15 protein-coding genes are annotated in these 19,484 nt (G+C 54.4%); 9 read left to right on the top strand and 6 right to left on the bottom strand.

The window, feature by feature from the left end; genetic code table 11:
- The first annotated feature begins 97 nt into the window (after positions 1-97).
- From rho to ACTYEO_RS06165, 6 genes are read left to right on the top strand one after another with little or no spacing between them, the layout of a single operon-like run.
- The gene (gene rho, locus ACTYEO_RS06190) at positions 98-1,369 is read left to right on the top strand and encodes a transcription termination factor Rho (protein WP_449322843.1); all 1,272 of its coding nucleotides are present in this window, start codon (positions 98-100) and stop codon (positions 1,367-1,369) included.
- A gap of 48 nt (positions 1,370-1,417) precedes the next feature.
- Entirely contained in the window at positions 1,418-2,707 is a 1,290-nt protein-coding gene (mnmE, locus tag ACTYEO_RS06185; RefSeq protein WP_449322842.1) for a tRNA uridine-5-carboxymethylaminomethyl(34) synthesis GTPase MnmE, read from the top strand.
- A gap of 2 nt (positions 2,708-2,709) precedes the next feature.
- Positions 2,710-4,584 carry a tRNA uridine-5-carboxymethylaminomethyl(34) synthesis enzyme MnmG gene (mnmG, locus tag ACTYEO_RS06180; protein ID WP_449322841.1) on the top strand — a complete coding sequence of 625 codons (1,875 nt, stop codon included), beginning with the start codon at positions 2,710-2,712 and terminating at the stop codon, positions 4,582-4,584.
- Positions 4,581-5,207 (top strand): 16S rRNA (guanine(527)-N(7))-methyltransferase RsmG, encoded by a 627-nt coding sequence (rsmG, locus tag ACTYEO_RS06175; protein ID WP_449322840.1) that lies wholly within the window; start codon positions 4,581-4,583, stop codon positions 5,205-5,207. The genes mnmG and rsmG overlap by 4 nt, the downstream gene beginning before the upstream one ends.
- Positions 5,200-6,003, top strand: coding sequence for a ParA family protein (locus ACTYEO_RS06170; protein ID WP_449322839.1), 804 nt, complete (start codon positions 5,200-5,202; stop codon positions 6,001-6,003). Before rsmG ends, ACTYEO_RS06170 begins: the two co-directional genes overlap by 8 nt.
- Complete coding sequence (locus ACTYEO_RS06165; protein ID WP_449322838.1) at positions 6,000-6,923, top strand: ParB/RepB/Spo0J family partition protein; 924 nt, start codon at positions 6,000-6,002, stop codon at positions 6,921-6,923. Before ACTYEO_RS06170 ends, ACTYEO_RS06165 begins: the two co-directional genes overlap by 4 nt.
- Here ACTYEO_RS06165 and hemW read toward each other — a convergent pair.
- Genes hemW through rph form a run of 3 tightly spaced genes read right to left on the bottom strand, consistent with a single transcriptional unit; the run spans position 6,920 to position 9,396 of the window.
- Complete coding sequence (gene hemW / locus ACTYEO_RS06160) at positions 6,920-8,110, bottom strand: radical SAM family heme chaperone HemW (RefSeq protein WP_449323005.1); 1,191 nt, start codon at positions 8,108-8,110, stop codon at positions 6,920-6,922. The genes ACTYEO_RS06165 and hemW overlap by 4 nt on opposite strands.
- Positions 8,070-8,681 (bottom strand): RdgB/HAM1 family non-canonical purine NTP pyrophosphatase, encoded by a 612-nt coding sequence (rdgB, locus tag ACTYEO_RS06155; RefSeq protein ID WP_449322837.1) that lies wholly within the window; start codon positions 8,679-8,681, stop codon positions 8,070-8,072. Before rdgB ends, hemW begins: the two co-directional genes overlap by 41 nt.
- Before the next feature lies 1 nt (position 8,682).
- Positions 8,683-9,396, bottom strand: coding sequence for a ribonuclease PH (gene rph / locus ACTYEO_RS06150; protein ID WP_449322836.1), 714 nt, complete (start codon positions 9,394-9,396; stop codon positions 8,683-8,685).
- A 116-nt stretch (positions 9,397-9,512) separates the two neighbouring features.
- Here rph and hrcA point away from each other — a divergent pair, with 116 nt between their 5' ends.
- Both hrcA and ACTYEO_RS06140 read left to right on the top strand, forming a co-directional pair.
- Complete coding sequence (hrcA, locus tag ACTYEO_RS06145; RefSeq protein ID WP_449322835.1) at positions 9,513-10,577, top strand: heat-inducible transcriptional repressor HrcA; 1,065 nt, start codon at positions 9,513-9,515, stop codon at positions 10,575-10,577.
- Positions 10,578-10,588: 11 nt separating this feature from the next.
- Positions 10,589-11,161, top strand: a complete 573-nt coding sequence (locus ACTYEO_RS06140) for a nucleotide exchange factor GrpE (RefSeq protein WP_449322834.1) — start codon at positions 10,589-10,591, stop codon at positions 11,159-11,161.
- Here ACTYEO_RS06140 and mutS read toward each other — a convergent pair whose 3' ends face one another.
- Positions 11,162-13,804, bottom strand: coding sequence for a DNA mismatch repair protein MutS (gene mutS / locus ACTYEO_RS06135; RefSeq protein WP_449322833.1), 2,643 nt, complete (start codon positions 13,802-13,804; stop codon positions 11,162-11,164). It lies immediately after the preceding gene.
- 128 nt (positions 13,805-13,932) lie between these two features.
- Between mutS and ACTYEO_RS06130 the strand changes: the two genes are divergently transcribed.
- Positions 13,933-16,194 (top strand): NADP-dependent malic enzyme, encoded by a 2,262-nt coding sequence (locus ACTYEO_RS06130; RefSeq protein WP_449322832.1) that lies wholly within the window; start codon positions 13,933-13,935, stop codon positions 16,192-16,194.
- Between the two features lie 46 nt (positions 16,195-16,240).
- Here ACTYEO_RS06130 and dnaJ read toward each other — a convergent pair whose 3' ends face one another.
- Complete coding sequence (gene dnaJ, locus ACTYEO_RS06125; RefSeq protein ID WP_449322831.1) at positions 16,241-17,401, bottom strand: molecular chaperone DnaJ; 1,161 nt, start codon at positions 17,399-17,401, stop codon at positions 16,241-16,243.
- Positions 17,402-17,477: 76 nt separating this feature from the next.
- A complete protein-coding gene (gene dnaK, locus ACTYEO_RS06120; RefSeq protein ID WP_449322830.1) occupies positions 17,478-19,379 on the bottom strand; it encodes a molecular chaperone DnaK in 1,902 nt (633 codons plus the stop codon).
- Positions 19,380-19,484 lie beyond the last annotated feature (105 nt).

Genomic DNA, 19,484 nt, shown 5'->3' with positions numbered 1-19,484 from the left:
TTACTTGGTTACCCAACGGGCCGTCCGGCGCGCTGATTTTCCATTCCAATGATGTATGACGCGGTGGGTTTCCCCGCGCGAGATCGGTATTTTTTCGATGAGCGACACTTCCTTGAATCTGGCTGACCTGAAAGCCAAATCCCCAAAAGACCTTCTTTCGATGGCTGAAGAGCTTGAGATTGAAAATGCCTCGACCATGCGCAAAGGCGACATGATGTTCGCGATCCTCAAGGAACGCGCTGAGGAAGGTTGGGACATTTTTGGCGATGGAGTTCTCGAAGTCTTGCAGGACGGGTTTGGGTTCCTACGCTCGCCTGAGGCCAATTATCTGCCAGGCCCTGATGATATTTACGTCTCGCCTGACATGATCCGTCAATTCAGCCTTCGGACGGGTGATACCGTTGAAGGTATGATTGCATCGCCGCGCGAGACTGAGAATTACTTCTCACTTACGAAAATGTCGAAGATCAACTTCGAAGAGCCTGAAAAAGCCCGTCATAAAGTGGCCTTTGATAATCTCACACCGCTCTATCCTGATGAGCGGTTGAAGATGGAAGTCGAAGATCCGACGATCAAGGACCGCTCTGCGCGGATTATCGATCTGGTTGCGCCGATTGGTAAAGGCCAGCGTTCGCTGATCGTGGCGCCGCCACGGACTGGTAAAACTGTTCTTCTCCAGAATATTGCCAATTCGATCGAGAAAAATCACCCGGAATGCTATCTGATCGTCCTGCTGATCGATGAACGCCCTGAAGAGGTGACGGATATGCAGCGCAGCGTGAAGGGTGAGGTTGTATCCTCTACCTTTGACGAACCTGCGACACGTCACGTTGCCGTGGCCGAGATGGTGATCGAAAAAGCAAAACGCCTTGTTGAGCATAAGCGCGATGTTGTCATCTTGCTGGATTCGATCACGCGTTTGGGCCGAGCCTTTAACACCGTCGTGCCATCCTCTGGTAAGGTTCTGACAGGTGGTGTGGATGCCAACGCGTTGCAGCGCCCCAAGCGTTTCTTTGGTGCCGCGCGTAACATCGAAGAAGGCGGCTCGCTGACCATCATCGCAACCGCGCTGATCGATACGGGCAGCCGGATGGATGAGGTTATCTTCGAAGAATTCAAAGGCACTGGTAACTCCGAGATCGTGCTGGACCGTAAGGTTGCGGATAAGCGGACCTTCCCTGCGATGGATATCCTTAAATCTGGCACGCGTAAGGAAGAGCTGTTGGTTGATAAGGTCGATCTGCAGAAAACCTATGTTCTGCGTCGTATCCTCAACCCGATGGGCACAACGGATGCGATCGACTTCCTGATCTCGAAACTCAAGCAGACCAAATCCAACGCTGAATTCTTTGACTCGATGAACACATAAGGCGAAACTTGGCGTCAGGTCAGGCTTCCCTTTGGCTCGTGAGGACCAATGGATACGATTTTCGCTCTCGCATCTGCGGCCGGACGGGCCGGGGTGTCGGTCATCCGTATTTCGGGTGAGCGCGCTGTCGAGATTTGCGAAGACCTAGCCGAGCGCGCGCCTGAAGCGGGGCGTTTTGCGCTGCGTAAACTGCGCGATACAGCCGGCAGTCTGATTGACGAGGCCTTGGTGCTGCGGTTCACCGCCCCCGCCAGTTTCACTGGTGAGGATGTGATTGAGCTGCATACCCATGGTAGCCCCGCTGTGGTGGCCCGTGTTTTGCGTTTTCTCGGCGAAAGCGGCAAAGCCAGAATGGCCGATGCAGGTGAATTTACGCGCCGTGCCTTGGAGAATGACAGGCTGGACCTTGCTCAGGTCGAAGGGCTTGGCGACTTGATCGATGCCGAGACCGAGGCGCAGCGTATGCAGGCCGTGCGCCTGTTCTCGGGCGCTTTGGGGGATGTTGTATCCGACTGGCGCGAAAAGCTGCTGAGAGCGGCTGCCCTGCTGGAGGTTACCATTGATTTCGCAGATGAAGAGGTTCCAGTCGATGTCGCCCCTGAAGTTCTTGAACTGATCGGTGAGGTATCAAACTCGCTCGGTCGGGAGATCAAGGGCACCTTTGCCGCTGAACGTATTCGGGACGGGTTTGAGGTGGCCATTCTTGGGGCGCCGAATGCAGGAAAATCTACTCTTCTCAATAGGTTAGCTGGCCGTGAGGCTGCGATCACCTCGGAAATCGCAGGAACCACTCGTGATGTGATCGAAGTTCGTATGGATGTTGCAGGCTTGCCTGTGACGCTGTTGGATACAGCAGGTTTGCGGGACACGGACGATGTGATTGAGCGGGTCGGCGTAGGCCGTGCTCTGGAACGGGCTGAGCGTGCTGATCTGCGAGTTTTCCTGAAGTCTGATCCGCAGGAGGTGCCCTCAGTTACTCTGCGAGACGGCGATATTACGCTGCTTGGCAAAGGTGATATGCACGGTGGTGGCGTGGGCACAGTATCGGGTGCCTCAGGCGAAGGCGTCGATGAGTTGATAGAGCACATCGCTTCTCAGCTCTCAGAGAGAGCATCAGGGGTCGCTACCGCGACGCAGCTTAGGCATCGCATCGCGATGGAGGATGCGAAAGAGGCTTTGGATCAGGCGGTGTTTGAGGTAAAGGCTGGCGCTGAGCGAACAGAGCTGGCGGCCGAGAATCTCAGAACTGCGCTGAGAAAGCTTGATGCGCTGATCGGGCGTGTAGATGTTGAAATGGTATTGGGCGAGATATTCTCGCGCTTCTGTCTTGGAAAATAGGAATGTTTCACGTGAAACATGATGCATTTGATGTGGTGGTAATTGGCGGTGGCCATGCGGGGTGCGAGGCAGCTCATGCTTCCGCACGCGCAGGTGCCAAGACAGCGCTGGTTACCCTGTCCAAGTCAGGCATCGGCGTGATGTCCTGCAATCCCGCTATTGGCGGTTTGGGTAAGGGCCATTTGGTTCGTGAAATCGATGCGCTTGGCGGCGTTATGGGGATCGCCGCCGATATGTCGGGTATCCAGTTTCGTCTGTTGAACCGCCGGAAAGGGCCTGCTGTTCAGGGCCCCCGCACCCAATCTGACCGCGCTTTGTATAAATCCGCCATGCAATCCTTGCTGGGGGATGTGCCCAACCTCACTGTGATTGAGGGGGAAGTCTCCGATCTGATGATGAATGGCGCGTCTCTCGCGGGTGTTGTCCTTGCCGATGGCGCCGAGATCCCCGCGAGGTCAGCTGTTTTAACCACAGGAACCTTCTTGCGCGGTGTTATCCACATCGGCGACCGTTCGCATGAAGGTGGCCGTATGGGTGAAAAACCCTCGGTCAAGCTGGCCGAGCGTTTGGACGGGTTCAACCTTCCCATGGGTAGGCTGAAAACGGGGACCCCTCCCCGCTTGGATGGCCGGACAATTGCGTGGGATGGTTTGGATATGCAGCCCGCGGATGATGATCCAGCGCTGTTCTCTTTCATGTCCAATGGCCCGCATGTGCGGCAGATATCCTGCGGCATCACCCATACAAACGAGAAAACTCACGATATCATTCGCGATAACCTCGATCGCTCTGCCATGTATGGCGGGCATATCGAGGGGATCGGGCCGCGTTATTGCCCTTCGATCGAAGACAAGATCGTGCGCTTCGCGGATAAAACCTCGCACCAGATCTTCCTAGAGCCCGAAGGCCTTGAGGATCATACGATCTACCCCAATGGTATTTCGACTTCTCTGCCCGAGGACGTGCAGATCGATTATGTCCGCTCAATCACAGGTCTGGAAAATGCAGATATCCTGCAACCTGGTTATGCGATTGAATATGATTTCATTGATCCGCGCGCGCTCTCGCCCGTTCTTGAATTGCGGGAAGTCCCTGGCCTGTTCCTTGCGGGCCAGATCAACGGGACGACTGGGTATGAGGAGGCCGCCGCGCAAGGCTTTGTTGCAGGGTTGAATGCGGCATCCAAGGCTTTGGGTAAGGATGAACAAACATTCTCACGCCGTGAAAGCTATATCGGCGTTATGGTCGATGATCTTGTAACGCGTGGTGTATCTGAGCCTTATCGCATGTTTACCTCGCGGGCGGAGTTTCGGTTGAGCCTGCGCGCTGATAACGCGGATCAACGTTTGACGCCTCGGGCGATTGAGCTTGGTTTGGTGGATGAACAGCGCAAAGTGCGGTTTGAAGATAAAATGGAGCGCCTTTCCAAAGGATACGAGGCGGTCACCTCAAAAAGTGTGACGCCGACCCAAGGCAAAGCGCATGGGTTGAACATCAATCAAGATGGCAGCCGCCGCACAGCGCTAGATTTGTTGGGCTTTCCGGACATCACCTTTGACCAGCTAGATGCGATTTGGCCGGAATTGACAGAGCTGGACAGCGACACGCGCGATCAAATCTCGCGAGAGGCGCTTTATGTCTCTTATATCGAACGTCAGGAGCGTGACGTGGCAGCTCTCGCCCGTGATGAGGCGCAGAAAATCCCTGAGGATATGGATTATGCCGCGATCGGTGGCCTTTCCAATGAAATCAGGTCGAAGCTTTCAGCTGTACGCCCGACGACGCTTGGTCAGGCAGGCCGCATCGACGGGATGACACCTGCAGCGCTGAGCCTCGTGCTAGTGAAATTGCGCCAGCATCAGCGTAAATCCGCATGACGGAAGACGACGCCCAGAGCATTATCGCGGCAGATGTTTCACGTGAAACATTGGAGAAGCTGGAGTCATACGTTGCCGCGCTGCTGAAATGGCAGAAAGCGATCAATCTCATCGCTCCCTCGACGATCCCTCATGTCTGGGAACGCCATATCCTTGATTCAGCGCAAGTGTTCAAGCTGCGGCATGTAGATAGTGGATCTTGGTTGGATATCGGCAGCGGCGCGGGCTTTCCGGGCCTCGTCTGCGCTATTATGGCCAGTGAATTCGCGCCCGACCTTTCATTCACCTTTATTGAATCCGACCTTCGCAAAGGCGCTTTTATTCGTGAGGTTGCCCGTATATGCGGCGTAAAGGTTGCTGTTCTGACGCGGCGTGTGGAAGATGCGCCCGCGCAGAACGCGAACATCATTTCTGCGCGGGCTTTGGCCGATCTGCAACGTCTATGCGATTTGGCGTTCCCTCATCTTGCGCCAGACGGTAGATGCCTTTTTCTTAAGGGCGCAAATGCTGAGCAAGAGATCATTGAAGCCAAAGAAATTTGGCAAATGTCATTAGAAACTCATCCTAGTCTGACAAGTACAGACGGACGCATAGTTGAAATTGGAGATCTGTCGCGTGTCTGACCCAGCCCATCCCAGAATTATCTCGGTCGCCAATCAGAAAGGCGGCGTCGGGAAAACCACGACCACCATCAATCTGGGCGCTGGTCTGGCCCTTCTGGGTAAAAAAGTCCTCATTCTGGACCTTGATCCGCAGGGAAATGCGTCAACTGGTCTTGGGATCGATGATCGTGATCTCACAACCTATGACCTGATCCTTGAAGGGCAGCCGCTGGCTGATGTTATTCAAGCCACCGGTGTTGAGGGCTTGGATATTTCGCCAGCGACGACCGATCTCAGCTCGGCGGATGTTGAGCTGGTGAATAATGAAAAGAAGGTGTTTTTGCTGAAAAACGCCCTCTCTGCTGAGGCAACAGCGGCCTATGACTATATCCTGATTGATTGCCCGCCGTCTCTGAGTTTGCTGACCGTTAACGCACTGGTCGCATCCCATGCTGTTTTGGTTCCCCTCCAATCGGAATTTTTCGCGCTTGAAGGACTTTCGCAATTGATGCTGACCGTTCGGCAGGTGCGCGACACGGCCAATCCCGATCTCAGGATCGAAGGTGTTGTCCTCACCATGTTCGATCTGCGCAATAATCTGAGCCGTCAGGTCGAAGAAGATACCCGCGAAACGCTTGGATCATTGGTGTTTGAAACCAAAATCCCTAGAAATGTACGCCTCAGCGAAGCGCCATCCTATGCGATGTCGGTTTTTGAATATGATGCAGCCTCCAAAGGCAGTGAGGCTTATATGAAATTGGCGGAAGAAGTTGTCGCGCGCCATTCTGCAAGCGCAAGTGAAGGAGTAAATGCATGAGTAAACGTGAAAAACGGGGTCTTGGTCGCGGCCTGTCGGCCCTAATGTCCGATATCGACGCCGATGTAACCAGTGGCGATGCGCCTTCTTCTGATGCAACCCCTTCCCCACGTCGGCCTGATGCGCGTTTGCCGATTGAATCTATCCATCCTAACCCCGATCAGCCCCGCCGCAGCTTCACCGATGAAGCCCTGAATGAGCTGGCGAATTCGATCAAGGAAAAAGGCGTAATCCAGCCTCTGATCGTACGCCCTGCTCCTGGTCAGGCTGATCAATATCAGATCGTTGCCGGTGAACGCCGTTGGCGCGCCTCGCAAATTGCGCAATTGCATGATCTTCCCGTCATCATTCGGGACTTTGACGATGCAGAAGTTCTTGAGATTGCGATTATCGAGAATATTCAGCGTGCTGACCTTAATCCAGTGGAAGAGGCCACAGGGTATCGCCAGTTGATTGACCGCTTTGGTCATACGCAGGAGAAATTGGCGACTGCGATGGGTAAAAGCCGCAGTCATATCGCGAACTTGATGCGGTTGCTGCAATTGCCAGAAGATGTGCAAGCTATGCTGACGGCTGGTCAGCTCTCTGCGGGGCATGCGCGAGCCTTGATCACTTTGCCTAATGCTTCCGAATTGGCCCGTGAAATCGTTGCCAAAGGTCTTTCTGTCCGCGACGCGGAGAAATTGGCGGCTGTAAGCGGCACGACAGCCGAGAAGCCTAAGAAAACAAAGGCAAACGCTTCTTCTGACAAGGATGCTGACACCCGTGCCTTGGAGAGTGATCTATCCGCTGCTTTGGGAACCAAAGTGGCAATTGATCACAGCGCTGATACGGGAAAAGGCAAAATCACGATTGAATACAAGGACTTGGAAGCCCTTGATGATCTGATGAGGCTTTTGAACGGATCGCAGCGCGATTAAGCGGTTAATTCTCTAAGAACGCCATTCAGAACAGGTCGGCCCTTGTGGCTGACCTGTAATCGATCCTGATCAATGGAAATCAGGCCGAGATCACCCAAATATTCCAGCTTTGAGGGGTCAAGAATGCCGTTAAAAATAGTCTCTATTCGCCTGATAGAGACCCCTTCGCTCAGTCGAAGCCCCATAAGCAAAGCTTCAAGCGCTTGGTCCTTCGCCTTGATCAATTCGCGGGGGTCTTCGCCATTTCCGAATTCCTCTACGCGCTTTAGCCATTCGGTTGGAGCAAGCGGAGTTGTCGTAGCCATGCGCTGATTGTTCAATGTCAGCCTACCATGCGCGCCGGGCCCGATGCCCGCGTAATCGCCGTAACGCCAATAGATCAGGTTATGCCGTGACCAAGCCATATCACTGGCATGGTTTGAAACCTCATAAGCGGGCATCCCAGCTTGTTCGCAAAATTCTTGTGTGATTTCATATAGTTCCGCGCCCAGATCTTCACTAGGTAGCCCTGGAAGCTTGCCCGCAGCGAAGCGGGTTCCAAAGGCTGTGCCGTCTTCAACGGTCAGTTGATAGAGCGAGAGATGATCAACACTCATCGCAAGCGCCTCAGAGAGTTCTGCTTTCCAGTCATCCGCCGTTTGATATTGGCGTGCATAGATCAGATCAAAACTGATGCGATCAAAGGTTTTTCTTGCGATATCAATGGCTTGTTTGGCCTCTGCGACGGAATGAAGGCGCCCTAAAAGCCGTAAAGGTTCATCCCTAAGGGATTGAATTCCCATCGAAACCCGAGAGACGCCACCATCGCGATACCCTTTGAAACGCCCTGCCTCGACGGAGGTCGGATTGGCTTCGAGGGTGATTTCAAGATCATTGGCACAGGACCAGCGGCTTTTGAGCTTTTCGATAATGGCAGCGACAGTGTCGGGATGCATCATCGAGGGCGTCCCACCCCCAAAGAACACAGAATTCAGGACACGTCCTTGGGTTTCATCGGCAATACGGTCAATCTCGGACAGATAGGCCTTTGTCCAACGCTGATGATCAATGCTGCTCACAACATGGGAGTTGAAATCGCAGTAGGGGCATTTGGCCTGACAAAACGGCCAATGGATGTAGAGGCCAAAGCCCCCATTCATCCAATCTTCAGTCGCGTTCAAAGGCTTTGACCAGCTTGCGGAAAGCATCAGCACGATGGCTGATTTTGTTCTTTTCCCAACGATCCATCTCGCCAAAGGTTATGTCATACCCATCCGGTTGGAAAATCGGGTCATACCCATGGCCCTGCTCACCCCGCATCGGCCAAACCAGTTGGCCAGGCATAACGCCAGGGAAAACTTCATCATGTCCATCTGGCCAAGCAAGAACGAGAGTACAGCAAAACTGCGCTGTCCGAGGGTAAGGTGCGGATATTTCTTCCAGCTCACGATGTGTGCGCTCCATAGCCATGATGAAATCACGACCATTTGGTGTCTCGGCCCAATCGGCGGTATAAACACCGGGGGCGCCGTTCAACGCATCGATCGCAATGCCGCTATCATCCGACAATGACGGTAGACCCGTTGCTTTCGCGGCTGCATGCGCTTTGGTCCGCGCGTTTTCGACGAAAGTGGTGCCCGTCTCTTCAGGTTCGGGAAGGTTATGTTCCTTGGCGGAGGTCACTTTGATCCCGAACCCTGAGAGAAGATCGGCGATTTCTTCCAATTTACCCTGATTATGGGTCGCAACCAAAAGCGTATCGCCGAGGAATTTTCTCATATCAGGCAACCGCCTCGTTTTGTGCGGCCACCAATTCAGCCACACCTTTATTGGCCAGAGCCAACATCGACGCGAATTCATCTGGTGAGAAGGTCGAACCTTCGGCGCTGGCTTGCAATTCGATCATTTGACCGCCGCCTGTCATGACAAAATTGCCATCCGTGCCTGCTTCGCTATCCTCAGGATAATCAAGGTCAAGCACGGGCTGGCCTGCATAAATACCGCAGGAAATGGCTGCAACATTTTCAACAATCGGATCGCTGACAATATCGCCTGCTTTCAGCAGTTTGTTCACAGCCAAACGCAGCGCAACCCAACCGCCTGTGATCGAGGCGCAGCGCGTGCCGCCATCGGCTTGGATGACATCGCAATCAACGGTGATCTGCCGCTCCCCCAAGGCCGAGCGATCAACGCCTGCGCGTAGGGACCGCCCGATCAGGCGTTGGATTTCTTGCGTCCGACCTGATTGCTTGCCGGCAGCCGCTTCGCGGCGCATTCGGGTATGGGTTGCACGGGGCAGCATACCGTATTCGGCGGTTACCCAACCAAGGCCGGTATTGCGCAGAAATGGGGGAACACGCTCCTCAAGGGATGCTGTGCAAAGAACATGCGTATCACCGCATTTGATCAAGCAAGATCCTTCGGCATGTGCAAGCACTCCGGTTTCGATGGAAATCGGGCGCATCTCGTCTAGGTTTCGGCCGGAAGGACGCATAGGTATCTCCTGTAAGGGTATTTAAGTGGGATAATCGCAGTGGGTATAAGGTTGCAACCCCGATTGACCTCTAAGACACTTGCCTCAAATGTGCTTGCTCAGGAAAAGCCCCTAAAATGACAGAGCCGTCGACCACATTATCCGAGATGAATGACCGTTCACGCGAGGTGTTTCGCCGCGTGGTCGAAGCCTATCTGGAATCGGGCGCGCCTGTTGGGTCCCGCACGCTGACGCGCAGCCTGTCCGAGAATGTCTCGGCGGCAACCGTTCGCAATGTAATGCAGGATTTGGAACTGTTGGGTCTTGTCGGCAGCCCGCATGTGTCTGCGGGGCGAGTTCCTACGCAGCTGGGGTTGCGGATGTTCGTTGACGGGCTTTTGGAGGTTGGTGATGTCGATGCCGAAGATCGCGACAGGCTGAATGCCAATCTTGGTGATAATTCCGATAATGTAGGCGGTATGCTTGATCGTATCGGCTCGGCTTTGTCGGGTATTACCCAAGGGGCGAGCCTTGTTTTGGCGCCCAAATACGAGGCCCCGATCAAACATATTGAATTTGTCTCGCTCTCGCCTGATCGGGCCTTGGTTGTTTTGGTTTTCGCCGATGGCCATGTCGAGAACCGCCTGTTTAATCCCCCCATGGGCCACACACCCAGTTCCATGCGTGAAGCCGCGAATTTTCTAAATTCACTGGCTGAGGGGCGGACCATCAGTGAACTCCGCCGCGTGATGGAGGCCGAGGTTACCAAACACCGGCACGAGATTGATGCCCTCGCCCAAAACCTCATCGAATCAGGCATGGCGATTTGGGATGGTTCGGGCGAGCAAAGCGAACGCTTGATCGTGCGCGGCCGCGCCAATTTGTTGCCCGAAAGCCAAGAAGCCGAGGATCTTGAACGCATCAGAACCCTGTTTGATGACCTTGAGCGCAAGCGCGATATCACCGATTTCCTTGAACTGACCGAGGAAGGTGATGGTGTGCGCATTTTTATCGGTTCTGAGAACAAGTTATTTTCACTTTCGGGTTCCTCTCTGGTGGTATCTCCCTATATGAACTCTGATCGTAAAATTGTCGGTGCGGTCGGCGTTATTGGCCCTACGCGGCTTAATTATGGCCGGATCGTTCCGATTGTGGACTACACCGCACAGCTGGTCGGGAAACTCATCTCCGACCGCGGATAAGAGGTTAAAAAATGGCAGACCCCAAGGAAGATCCATTCCTGGACGATGTTGAAGCATTGGAAGAAGCAGAAGCGGCAGCCTATGAGGCCGAGCTTGAAGAGGAAGATCTTCCTTCTGCAAATGTCGACGCGATTATTGAAGAGCGTGATCAACTCAAAGATCAGCTTTTGCGCACGCTGGCGGAATCAGAGAATGTTCGCAAACGGGCCGAACGTGACCGCCGAGAAGCCGAGCATTACGGTTCCTCGAAAATGTCGCGTGATCTTCTTCCCGTTTACGATAATCTTCGCCGTGCGCTGGATGTTGTCGATGATGCGCAGCGAGAAGTGGCGGGTGGCGTGATTGAGGGTGTCGAACTGACCCTGCGCGAATTGCTCAGCGTGTTTTCAAAGCATGGCATTACGCCGGTTGCCCCTGAAAACGGCGATGTTTTTGACCCGCAGATTCACCAAGCGATGTTCGAAGCCCCTGTTCCCGGAACGAAAGCGGGTGAGATCATTCAGGTGATGGCCGAAGGCTTTATGTTGCACGATCGTTTGCTTCGCCCCGCGCAAGTCGGCGTGTCTTCCACACCTGCAAGCTGATCACTGCTCTTTCAGCAGGGATTTCAGCTCATACATCAAAGACAAAGCATCGCGCGCGGTCATCTCATCGGGATGCACCGCGCGTAGTTTTTCCTCGATCTCTGAAGTGCCGCCAACTGGCTGACTGGGCGCTGGCGTGGCCGAGAAAAGTGGCAAATCATCGATCAAGGTCTGCTTTCGATCTTCGCCTTCACGCTCGCCCTTCTCCAAGGCTTCCAGCACGTCTTGCGCGCGCAGGATCACAGCATCAGGCAGGCCTGCAAGCTTTGCCACCTGAACCCCATATGACCGATCAGCGGCACCTGCTTTAACCTCATGCAGGAAGACGATGTCACCTTCCCATTCCTTGACTGAAACAGTGGCATTGGACACGCCTTGCAGACGACCTGCCAGCGAAGTCATCTCATGGTAATGCGTTGCAAAAAGCGCGCGGCATGTATTCACATCATGCATATGTTCCAAAGTGGCCCAAGCAATCGACAAACCGTCATAGGTGGCGGTGCCGCGACCAATCTCATCTAGAATGACCAAGGCGCGGGCATCGGCTTGGTTCAAAATCGTGGCGGTTTCGACCATTTCTACCATGAAGGTCGACCTGCCCCGCGCCAGATCATCCGAGGCTCCAACACGTGTGAAAACTTGGCTGACCAAGCCAATATGGGCCGCCCGAGCAGGCACGAAACTGCCCATTTGAGCCAAAATCGCGATCAAAGCGTTCTGGCGCAAAAAGGTCGATTTACCCGCCATATTCGGACCTGTGAGCAAGACAATCGCAGCCTCAGAGCCGTCAGCGCTCAGATCCGTATCATTTGCGATGAAGGGCTCCCCTGATTTGCGAAGGGCGGCTTCGACAACAGGATGACGCCCGCCCGAGATATCGAAGGCACGGCTGTCATCCATTCTTGGCCTGACCCAATCCTCGCTCCGCGCGAGATCGGCCAAGGCAAGGTACAGATCAATCTCGGCCAAGGCAGATGAGGCCATACTGATTTTCTCATGCAGAGCGAGAACCGCATTTCGCAGGTCTTGGAAAAGTTCTTTTTCCAATTCCAACGCACGATTGCCTGCATTCAGGATCTTGGTTTCCAGCTCGGATAAGGGAACCGTCGTGAACCGCACCGCGTTCGCGGTGGTTTGCCGATGAATGAAGGTTTCGGATAAAGGCGGGTTCATCATCTTCTCGGCATGGGTCGCCGTTGTTTCGATGAAATAGCCCAAAACGTTGTTATGCTTGATTTTCAGCGATTGAACGCCGCAAAGCTCGATATATTCAGCCTGCATGGAGGCCACGACACTTCGGCCCTCATCGCGAAGCTGCCGCGCTTCATCCAGTTCGGAATGATACCCCGAGGCGATAAAGCCACCATCGCGGGCAAAAATAGGTGGCTCTGCGATCAGCGCATCATCCAGAAGGCTGACCAGATCATCATGGCCAAGCAAGGCATCAGTGGCTTTTGACCATAGCTCGGGCAAATCCTTGGTTTGGATCGCGGAATGGATCGAAAGCGCTTGTGCAAGCCCTGCGCGAATGGCGGTCAGGTCCCTTGGGCCAGCGCGGTCCAGTGCCAGCCGCGAAAGGGCGCGATCCATGTCAGGCGCTTTGCGCAGAATTTCCCGCAAATCTGCTGACAAGCGACTGTCAGAGAGCGCGAATTCAACGGCGTCATGGCGTGCCAGAATAGTCTCTAACATGCAGCTTGGGCTCGAAATACGACGCTCCAACAGACGGCCACCTGCCGCTGTAAGGCTTCGATCAATGGTGGCCAACAGGCTGCCTGAACGCCCACCCGATAAGCTGCTTGTCAGTTCCAGATTACGGCGGGTTGCGGCATCAATCTGCATGACGCGACTTGCAAATTGCCGTGATGGTGGCCGCAGCAGGGGCAAGTTCCCCTTTTGCGTGATATCAAGGTAATCCACCACGGCCCCCATGGCAGCGAGGCTGGAGCGATCAAATTCGCCAAAAGGCTCGAGGGTTTTGACCTTAAAAAGAGATTTCAGCCGCTCTTCGGCGCTGGCGCTGTCGAAACTGGTGGGGGAAAGGCGGGTTACCGATGCCCCTATTTCTTCGATCAGCTCGATCCGCATTTCTTCCAAACCGTCAGAAACAAGCACCTCGCGCGGCGAGAGCCGTGCAAGCTCAGGCCCCAATCTCGTGGGTGAGCATTCCAACACATGGAAGGCGCCTGTTGAAATATCTGTCCAAGCCAAGGCCCCTTCGCCCCGCACTTCTGCATAGGCGGCAAGAAAATTATGCCGTCTTGCATCAAGCAGACTGTCTTCTGTCAGCGTTCCTGGGGTGACGAGGCGCACAACTTCGCGGCGCACCACCGCTTTATAGCCGCGTTTCTTGGCCTCGGCGGGGTTTTCCATCTGCTCGCAGACCGCAACGCGAAAGCCTTTGCGGATCAAGGTCAGGAAATAGCCTTCGGCAGCGTGATGTGGCACACCACACATCGCGATATCTTCGCCATCATGCTTTCCACGCTTGGTCAGCGCGATATCCAAAGCCTCGGATGCGGCGACCGCGTCATCGAAAAACATCTCGTAAAAGTCACCCATGCGGTAAAACAAAAGCGCATCGCGATGCTGCGCCTTTATCTCAAGATATTGTGCCATCATTGGTGTGACTTGCGCGGTCATGAACGCCCCCGTTTTCTAGAGCACAGCCTACAAAGCCCCGCGTCGGGATTGAAGCGGCAAAAGGCTGATGTTGTGGCTCTTCTTCTCTGACGTTATGAAACCCTCGGATTAGAGAGGAATTCATTGAAATGTCAGATAAACTCAAGATCACGCGTGAAGAGGCGCTTTCTTATCATCTTGAGCCTCGGCCAGGTAAAATTGATGTACAGGCCTCAACAGCGATGACAACGCAACGCGATCTGAGTCTCGCCTATTCGCCCGGTGTTGCGGTGCCTTGTGAGGTGATCGCCGAAAACCCCGAAGCGGCGTATGACTATACCACCAAGGGCAATATGGTCGCCGTAATCTCGAACGGTACGGCGGTTCTGGGCCTTGGGAATTTGGGCGCTCTGGCATCCAAGCCTGTGATGGAAGGCAAGGCGGTTCTGTTCAAACGGTTCGCTGATATCAACTCCATCGATATTGAGCTGGATACCGAAGACCCTGAGGAATTCATTAACGCGGTGCGTTTGATGGGCCCGACTTTTGGCGGGATCAATCTGGAAGATATCAAAGCGCCTGAATGCTTCATTATTGAGAGCCGCTTGAAAGAGATCATGGATATCCCTGTTTTCCATGATGACCAGCATGGCACCGCCGTAATTTGTGCGGCTGGGCTTTTGAATGCATTGCATCTGTCAGGCAAGAAAATCGAGGATTGTAAGATCGTTCTCAACGGCGCTGGTGCTGCGGGAATTGCATGTATTGAATTGCTGAAATCCATGGGTGCGAAACATGATAATTGCATCACCTGCGACACCAAGGGCGTGATCTACCAAGGTCGTACCGAGGGTATGAACCAGTGGAAATCGGCCCATGCCGTTAAAACGGAACTCCGCTCGCTTGAAGAGGCAATGGCGGGTGCCGATGTTTTCCTAGGTGTTTCGGTTAAAGGGGCTGTGACGCAGGATATGGTAAAAAGCATGGCGGAAAACCCCGTGATTTTCGCGATGGCCAACCCTGACCCTGAAATTACCCCTGAAGAGGCCCATGAAGTGCGCCCTGATGCGATTGTTGCAACTGGCCGCTCGGATTACCCCAACCAAGTGAACAATGTGCTGGGCTTTCCATACCTCTTCCGTGGGGCGTTGGACATTCACGCCCGCGCCATTAATGACGAGATGAAGATCGCTTGTGCCCGTGCCTTGGCCGAGCTTGCCCGCGAAGATGTGCCTGACGAGGTTGCAATGGCCTATGGTCGCAAACTGGCATTTGGCCGCGACTACATTATCCCCGCGCCTTTTGATCCACGCTTGATCCATAAAATCCCTACTGCCGTTGCGCGGGCGGGGATGGATACTGGCGTTGCGCGTCGTCCGATCCTTGATCTGGAGGCTTATAGCGAAAGCTTGCAGGCAAGGATGGATCCGACATCTTCCATCCTACAATCCGTCTATGCTCGCGCGCGCAATGCACAGGCGCGGATGATCTTTGCCGAGGGTGATGACATCCGCGTGCTGCGCGCTGCCGTTGCCTATCAGCGCAATGGTTTGGGCAAATCGCTGGTGGTTGGCCGAGAAGCAGATGTGAAGGAAAAGCTGGAGGAGGCAGGTCTAGCAGATGCCGTGCGTGAGCTGGAGATTGTGAATGCAGCCAACACCGTTCATCTGCCCCGCTACAAGGATCTGCTCTATTCCCGATTGCAGCGGAAGGGCTTTGATCGAACCGATATTCACCGCCTTGCCGCGCGCGACAGGCATGTTTTTTCGGCCTTGATGCTGGCCCATGGCCATGGCGATGGTTTGGTGACGGGGGCGACCCGCAAATCAGCGCATGTGCTTGGCCTTTTGGGGCATGTCTTTGACGTGAGCGCTAAGGACGGCGCGGTTGGTGTCACGGCTTTGCTGCATAAGGGCAAGATTTTGCTGATCGGAGATACGCTGGTTCATGAATGGCCTGAGGCCGAGGATTTGGCCCTGATTGCAAAGCGTGGTGCGGGCGTAGCAAAAGCGCTGGGTCTTGATCCACGCGTGGCGTTTGTCAGCTTTTCGACCTTTGGCTATCCGGTATCGGAACGCGCAGTAAAAATGGGTCATGCGCCTGCAATTCTGGCTGAAGAAGGTGTTGATTTCGAGTTTGATGGTGAAATGACTGTCGATGTGGCGCTGAATGCGGATGTTCTGGCCAATTACCCTTTCGCGAAACTTTCGGGTCCCGCAAATGTTTTGGTCGTGCCAGCGCGCCATTCCGCGTCGATTTCGGTTAAGCTGATGCAGGAAATGGCGGGCGCGACTGTGATCGGCCCGATTTTGACAGGGCTCGATCGGCCTGTTCAGGTGTGTTCCACGGTTTCGACCGCGAATGACATTTTGAATATGGCTGTGATGGCGGCTTGCGAAATCGGCAAGTGACTTAAAACAGGCGGGCCCATGGTTGTGCGGCCCGCCTGTTTTCAATTCAGCTTTTCATATTTTCCCAGAAGGTTTTCACCTTATCGAAGAACCCGCTTGCATGGGGGTTGTTCGATTGACCGCAGTTTTCACCAAACTGCTTGAGAACTTCTTTCTGCTCGGAGGTCAGGTTCACAGGCGTTTCGACCTGCAATTCGATATACATATCACCTGAACCACCGCCACGCACCGCAGGCATGCCTTTGCCCCGAAGGCGCATCTGACGGCCTGATTGTGAGCCTTCATGCACCTTCACACGGCTGCGACCACCGTCGATTGTGGGCACTTCGATGTCACCGCCAAGGGTAGCGGTCACCATGGATACGGGAACCCCGCAGAACAGATCCATGCCTTCGCGTTTGAATATCTGATGCTCGGTCACTTCGATGAAAATATAGAGATCACCTGAGGGTCCGCCACGAAGACCAGCCTCGCCCTCACCCGAGCGGCGGATACGCGTGCCCGTTTCCACGCCGGGTGGAATGGTGGCTGTGATATTGCGCTCTTCATGCTCGCGGCCCGAACCACCACAGGTGCGGCAAGGGTTTTTGACGATCTGTCCCATACCCGAACAGGTTGGGCAGGTGCGCTCGACCGTGAAGAAGCCTTGCTGTGCGCGGACCTTGCCCATACCCGAACAGGTGGGGCAGGTCACAGGTTCGGCCCCGCCTTCTGATCCCGAACCTGAACAGCCTGAACAGCTGACAGATGTTGGAACCACGATGTTGCGTTTCACACCTGCGAAAGCTTCTTCGAGGGATATACGGAGATTATAGCGAAGGTCGGAGCCTCTGGTCGCACGCTGGCCACCGCCGCGCCCGCCACGGCCACCGCCGCCACCCATGAAATCGCCGAACAAATCCTCGAACACATCCGAGAATGCGCTGGCGAAATCACCTCCACCAGGTCCACCACCTGCGCGGGGACCACCAGCCATGCCACCATCAAAAGCAGCATGCCCGAAACGGTCATAGGCTGCCTTCTTCTCGGCATCCTTCAGGATTTCGTAAGCTTCGTTAACTTCTTTGAACTGAGCTTCGGCGTTCGGGTTGTCGGAATTGCGATCGGGGTGAAGCTCTTTGGCCTTCTTGCGATAGCCTTTTTTGATCTCATCCGCGGAAGCGCCGCGTTCAACACCGAGAAGCTCATAGTAATCACGCTTGGACATTCGGTCTTGCCTCTCTCTGAATAGATGGGCCGGCCAAGGGGGTCCCAGGCCGGCCTCACAGGGTCAGTCCATGTGATTACGAGTTCTTTTTGTCGTCGAGATCTTCGAAATCGGCGTCGAGGATATCATCATCAACATCCGCAGGGCCATCTTCGCCACCCTCATTCGCCTCTTCCTGAGCTTTGTAGATCGCTTCACCCAGTTTCATGGCCGCTTCGGTCACGTTCTGGATGCCACCTTTGATCTTGGAGGCCTGTTCGGTCTCAAGCTGCTCTTCGAGGTTCTTGATCGCCAATTCGATGGCTTCGACGGTGGTCGGGTCAACCTTGTCGCCATGTTCCTCAAGCGATTTCTGGGTCGAATGGATCAGGCTTTCGGCTTGGTTCTTCGCTTCAACCAGTTCCTTACGCTCCTTGTCGGCCTCGGAATTTTCCTCGGCTTCACGGATCATGCGTTCGATATCAGCGTCATCCAGACCACCCGATGCCTGAATAGTGATATTCTGCTCTTTGCCCGTGCCCTTATCCTTCGCGGAGACCGACACGATGCCATTGGCGTCGATGTCGAAAGTCACCTCGATCTGCGGCAGGCCACGTGGCGAGGGCGGGATATCTTCGAGATTGAACTGGCCGAGCATCTTGTTGTCGGCCGCCATCTCGCGCTCACCTTGGAAAACGCGGATTGTAACAGCGCTCTGGTTGTCTTCGGCAGTCGAGAAAACCTGGCTTTTCTTCGTCGGGATCGTTGTATTGCGATCGATCAGACGGGTGAAGACACCGCCAAGCGTTTCAATACCAAGCGACAAAGGCGTCACGTCGAGAAGAACAACATCTTTCACATCGCCCTGAAGAACACCCGCCTGAATGGCAGCGCCCATGGCAACAACTTCGTCAGGGTTCACGCCTTTATGGGGCTCCTTGCCGAAGAAAGAGGTCACTTCCTCAATAACCTTGGGCATACGGGTCATGCCGCCAACGAGAACGATCTCGTCGATATCGCCTTTGCTCAGGCCCGCGTCTTTCAAAGCAGCTTGGCAGGGCTTCATCGACGCTTTGATCAGGTCGTTCACAAGGCTTTCCAGCTTTGCGCGGGTCAGTTTCATGACCATGTGCAAAGGCTGACCATTCGATCCCATTGAGATGAAGGGCTGGTTGATTTCGGTCTGCGACGAGGACGACAATTCGATCTTCGCTTTTTCAGCAGCTTCCTTCAGACGCTGAAGCGCCATTTTGTCATCGGTCAGGTCAACGCCATGCTCTTTTTTGAACTCATCCGCGAGGTAGTTCACGATCCGCATGTCGAAGTCTTCACCACCAAGGAAGGTGTCGCCATTGGTCGATTTCACTTCGAACAAACCATCGTCGATTTCGAGGATGGTGATGTCGAAAGTCCCGCCACCAAGGTCGTAGACCGCGATGGTTTTGGTTTCTTTCTTGTCGAGACCATAGGCCAAGGCTGCGGCTGTCGGCTCGTTGATGATGCGCAGAACTTCGAGGCCCGCGATCTTGCCGGCGTCTTTGGTCGCCTGACGCTGGGCGTCGTTGAAATAGGCAGGCACAGTGATAACGGCTTGCGTCACATCTTCGCCGAGATAGGCCTCAGCGGTTTCTTTCATCTTGGTCAGGATGCTGGCCGAGATTTGCGAAGGGCTGAATTTCTCGCCATTCACTTCAACCCATGCATCGCCATTGCCGCCATCGACAATTTTGTAAGGCACGAGCTTTTTATCTTTTTCGACGGCTTCGTCGCCCATGCGACGGCCAATCAGGCGCTTAACCGCGAAAACGGTGTTTTCGGGGTTGGTGACAGCCTGACGTTTTGCAGGCTGGCCAACCAGACGCTCATCATCTGTGAAGCCAACGATCGAGGGGGTTGTACGCGCACCCTCAGAGTTTTCGATAACGCGAGGTTGCGATCCATCCATGATTGCAACACAGGAGTTGGTGGTGCCGAGGTCGATACCAATTACTTTGGCCATGTCTCTTAGGTCCCTTTTTCTTCAAGCGAACTGGCGGGCTGGGTCCGTTATGGCCCCCTTACCGCCCTAGTCATTGCCGGAATGCATATTCCAGCAGGTTTCTGG

Source organism: Rhodophyticola sp. SM2404, from assembly GCF_053570515.1.
The sequence above is the reverse complement of the archived record's forward strand: the minus strand, read 5'-3'. Positions and strand labels throughout refer to the sequence as shown.

What these genes read in the sequence shown, in the direction of transcription:
- dnaK (WP_449322830.1), bottom strand. Translation starts at nt 19,379, where the DNA reads ATGGCCAAAGTAATTGGTATCGACCTCGGCACCACCAACTCCTGTGTT.
- ACTYEO_RS06130 (WP_449322832.1), top strand. Translation starts at nt 13,933, where the DNA reads ATGTCAGATAAACTCAAGATCACGCGTGAAGAGGCGCTTTCTTATCAT.
- ACTYEO_RS06140 (WP_449322834.1), top strand. Translation starts at nt 10,589, where the DNA reads ATGGCAGACCCCAAGGAAGATCCATTCCTGGACGATGTTGAAGCATTG.
- hemW (WP_449323005.1), bottom strand. Translation starts at nt 8,110, where the DNA reads ATGCTTTCCGCAAGCTGGTCAAAGCCTTTGAACGCGACTGAAGATTGG.
- rdgB (WP_449322837.1), bottom strand. Translation starts at nt 8,681, where the DNA reads ATGAGAAAATTCCTCGGCGATACGCTTTTGGTTGCGACCCATAATCAG.
- ACTYEO_RS06165 (WP_449322838.1), top strand. Translation starts at nt 6,000, where the DNA reads ATGAGTAAACGTGAAAAACGGGGTCTTGGTCGCGGCCTGTCGGCCCTA.
- mutS (WP_449322833.1), bottom strand. Translation starts at nt 13,804, where the DNA reads ATGACCGCGCAAGTCACACCAATGATGGCACAATATCTTGAGATAAAG.
- mnmE (WP_449322842.1), top strand. Translation starts at nt 1,418, where the DNA reads ATGGATACGATTTTCGCTCTCGCATCTGCGGCCGGACGGGCCGGGGTG.
- rsmG (WP_449322840.1), top strand. Translation starts at nt 4,581, where the DNA reads ATGACGGAAGACGACGCCCAGAGCATTATCGCGGCAGATGTTTCACGT.
- rho (WP_449322843.1), top strand. Translation starts at nt 98, where the DNA reads ATGAGCGACACTTCCTTGAATCTGGCTGACCTGAAAGCCAAATCCCCA.
- dnaJ (WP_449322831.1), bottom strand. Translation starts at nt 17,401, where the DNA reads ATGTCCAAGCGTGATTACTATGAGCTTCTCGGTGTTGAACGCGGCGCT.
- rph (WP_449322836.1), bottom strand. Translation starts at nt 9,396, where the DNA reads ATGCGTCCTTCCGGCCGAAACCTAGACGAGATGCGCCCGATTTCCATC.
- mnmG (WP_449322841.1), top strand. Translation starts at nt 2,710, where the DNA reads ATGTTTCACGTGAAACATGATGCATTTGATGTGGTGGTAATTGGCGGT.
- hrcA (WP_449322835.1), top strand. Translation starts at nt 9,513, where the DNA reads ATGACAGAGCCGTCGACCACATTATCCGAGATGAATGACCGTTCACGC.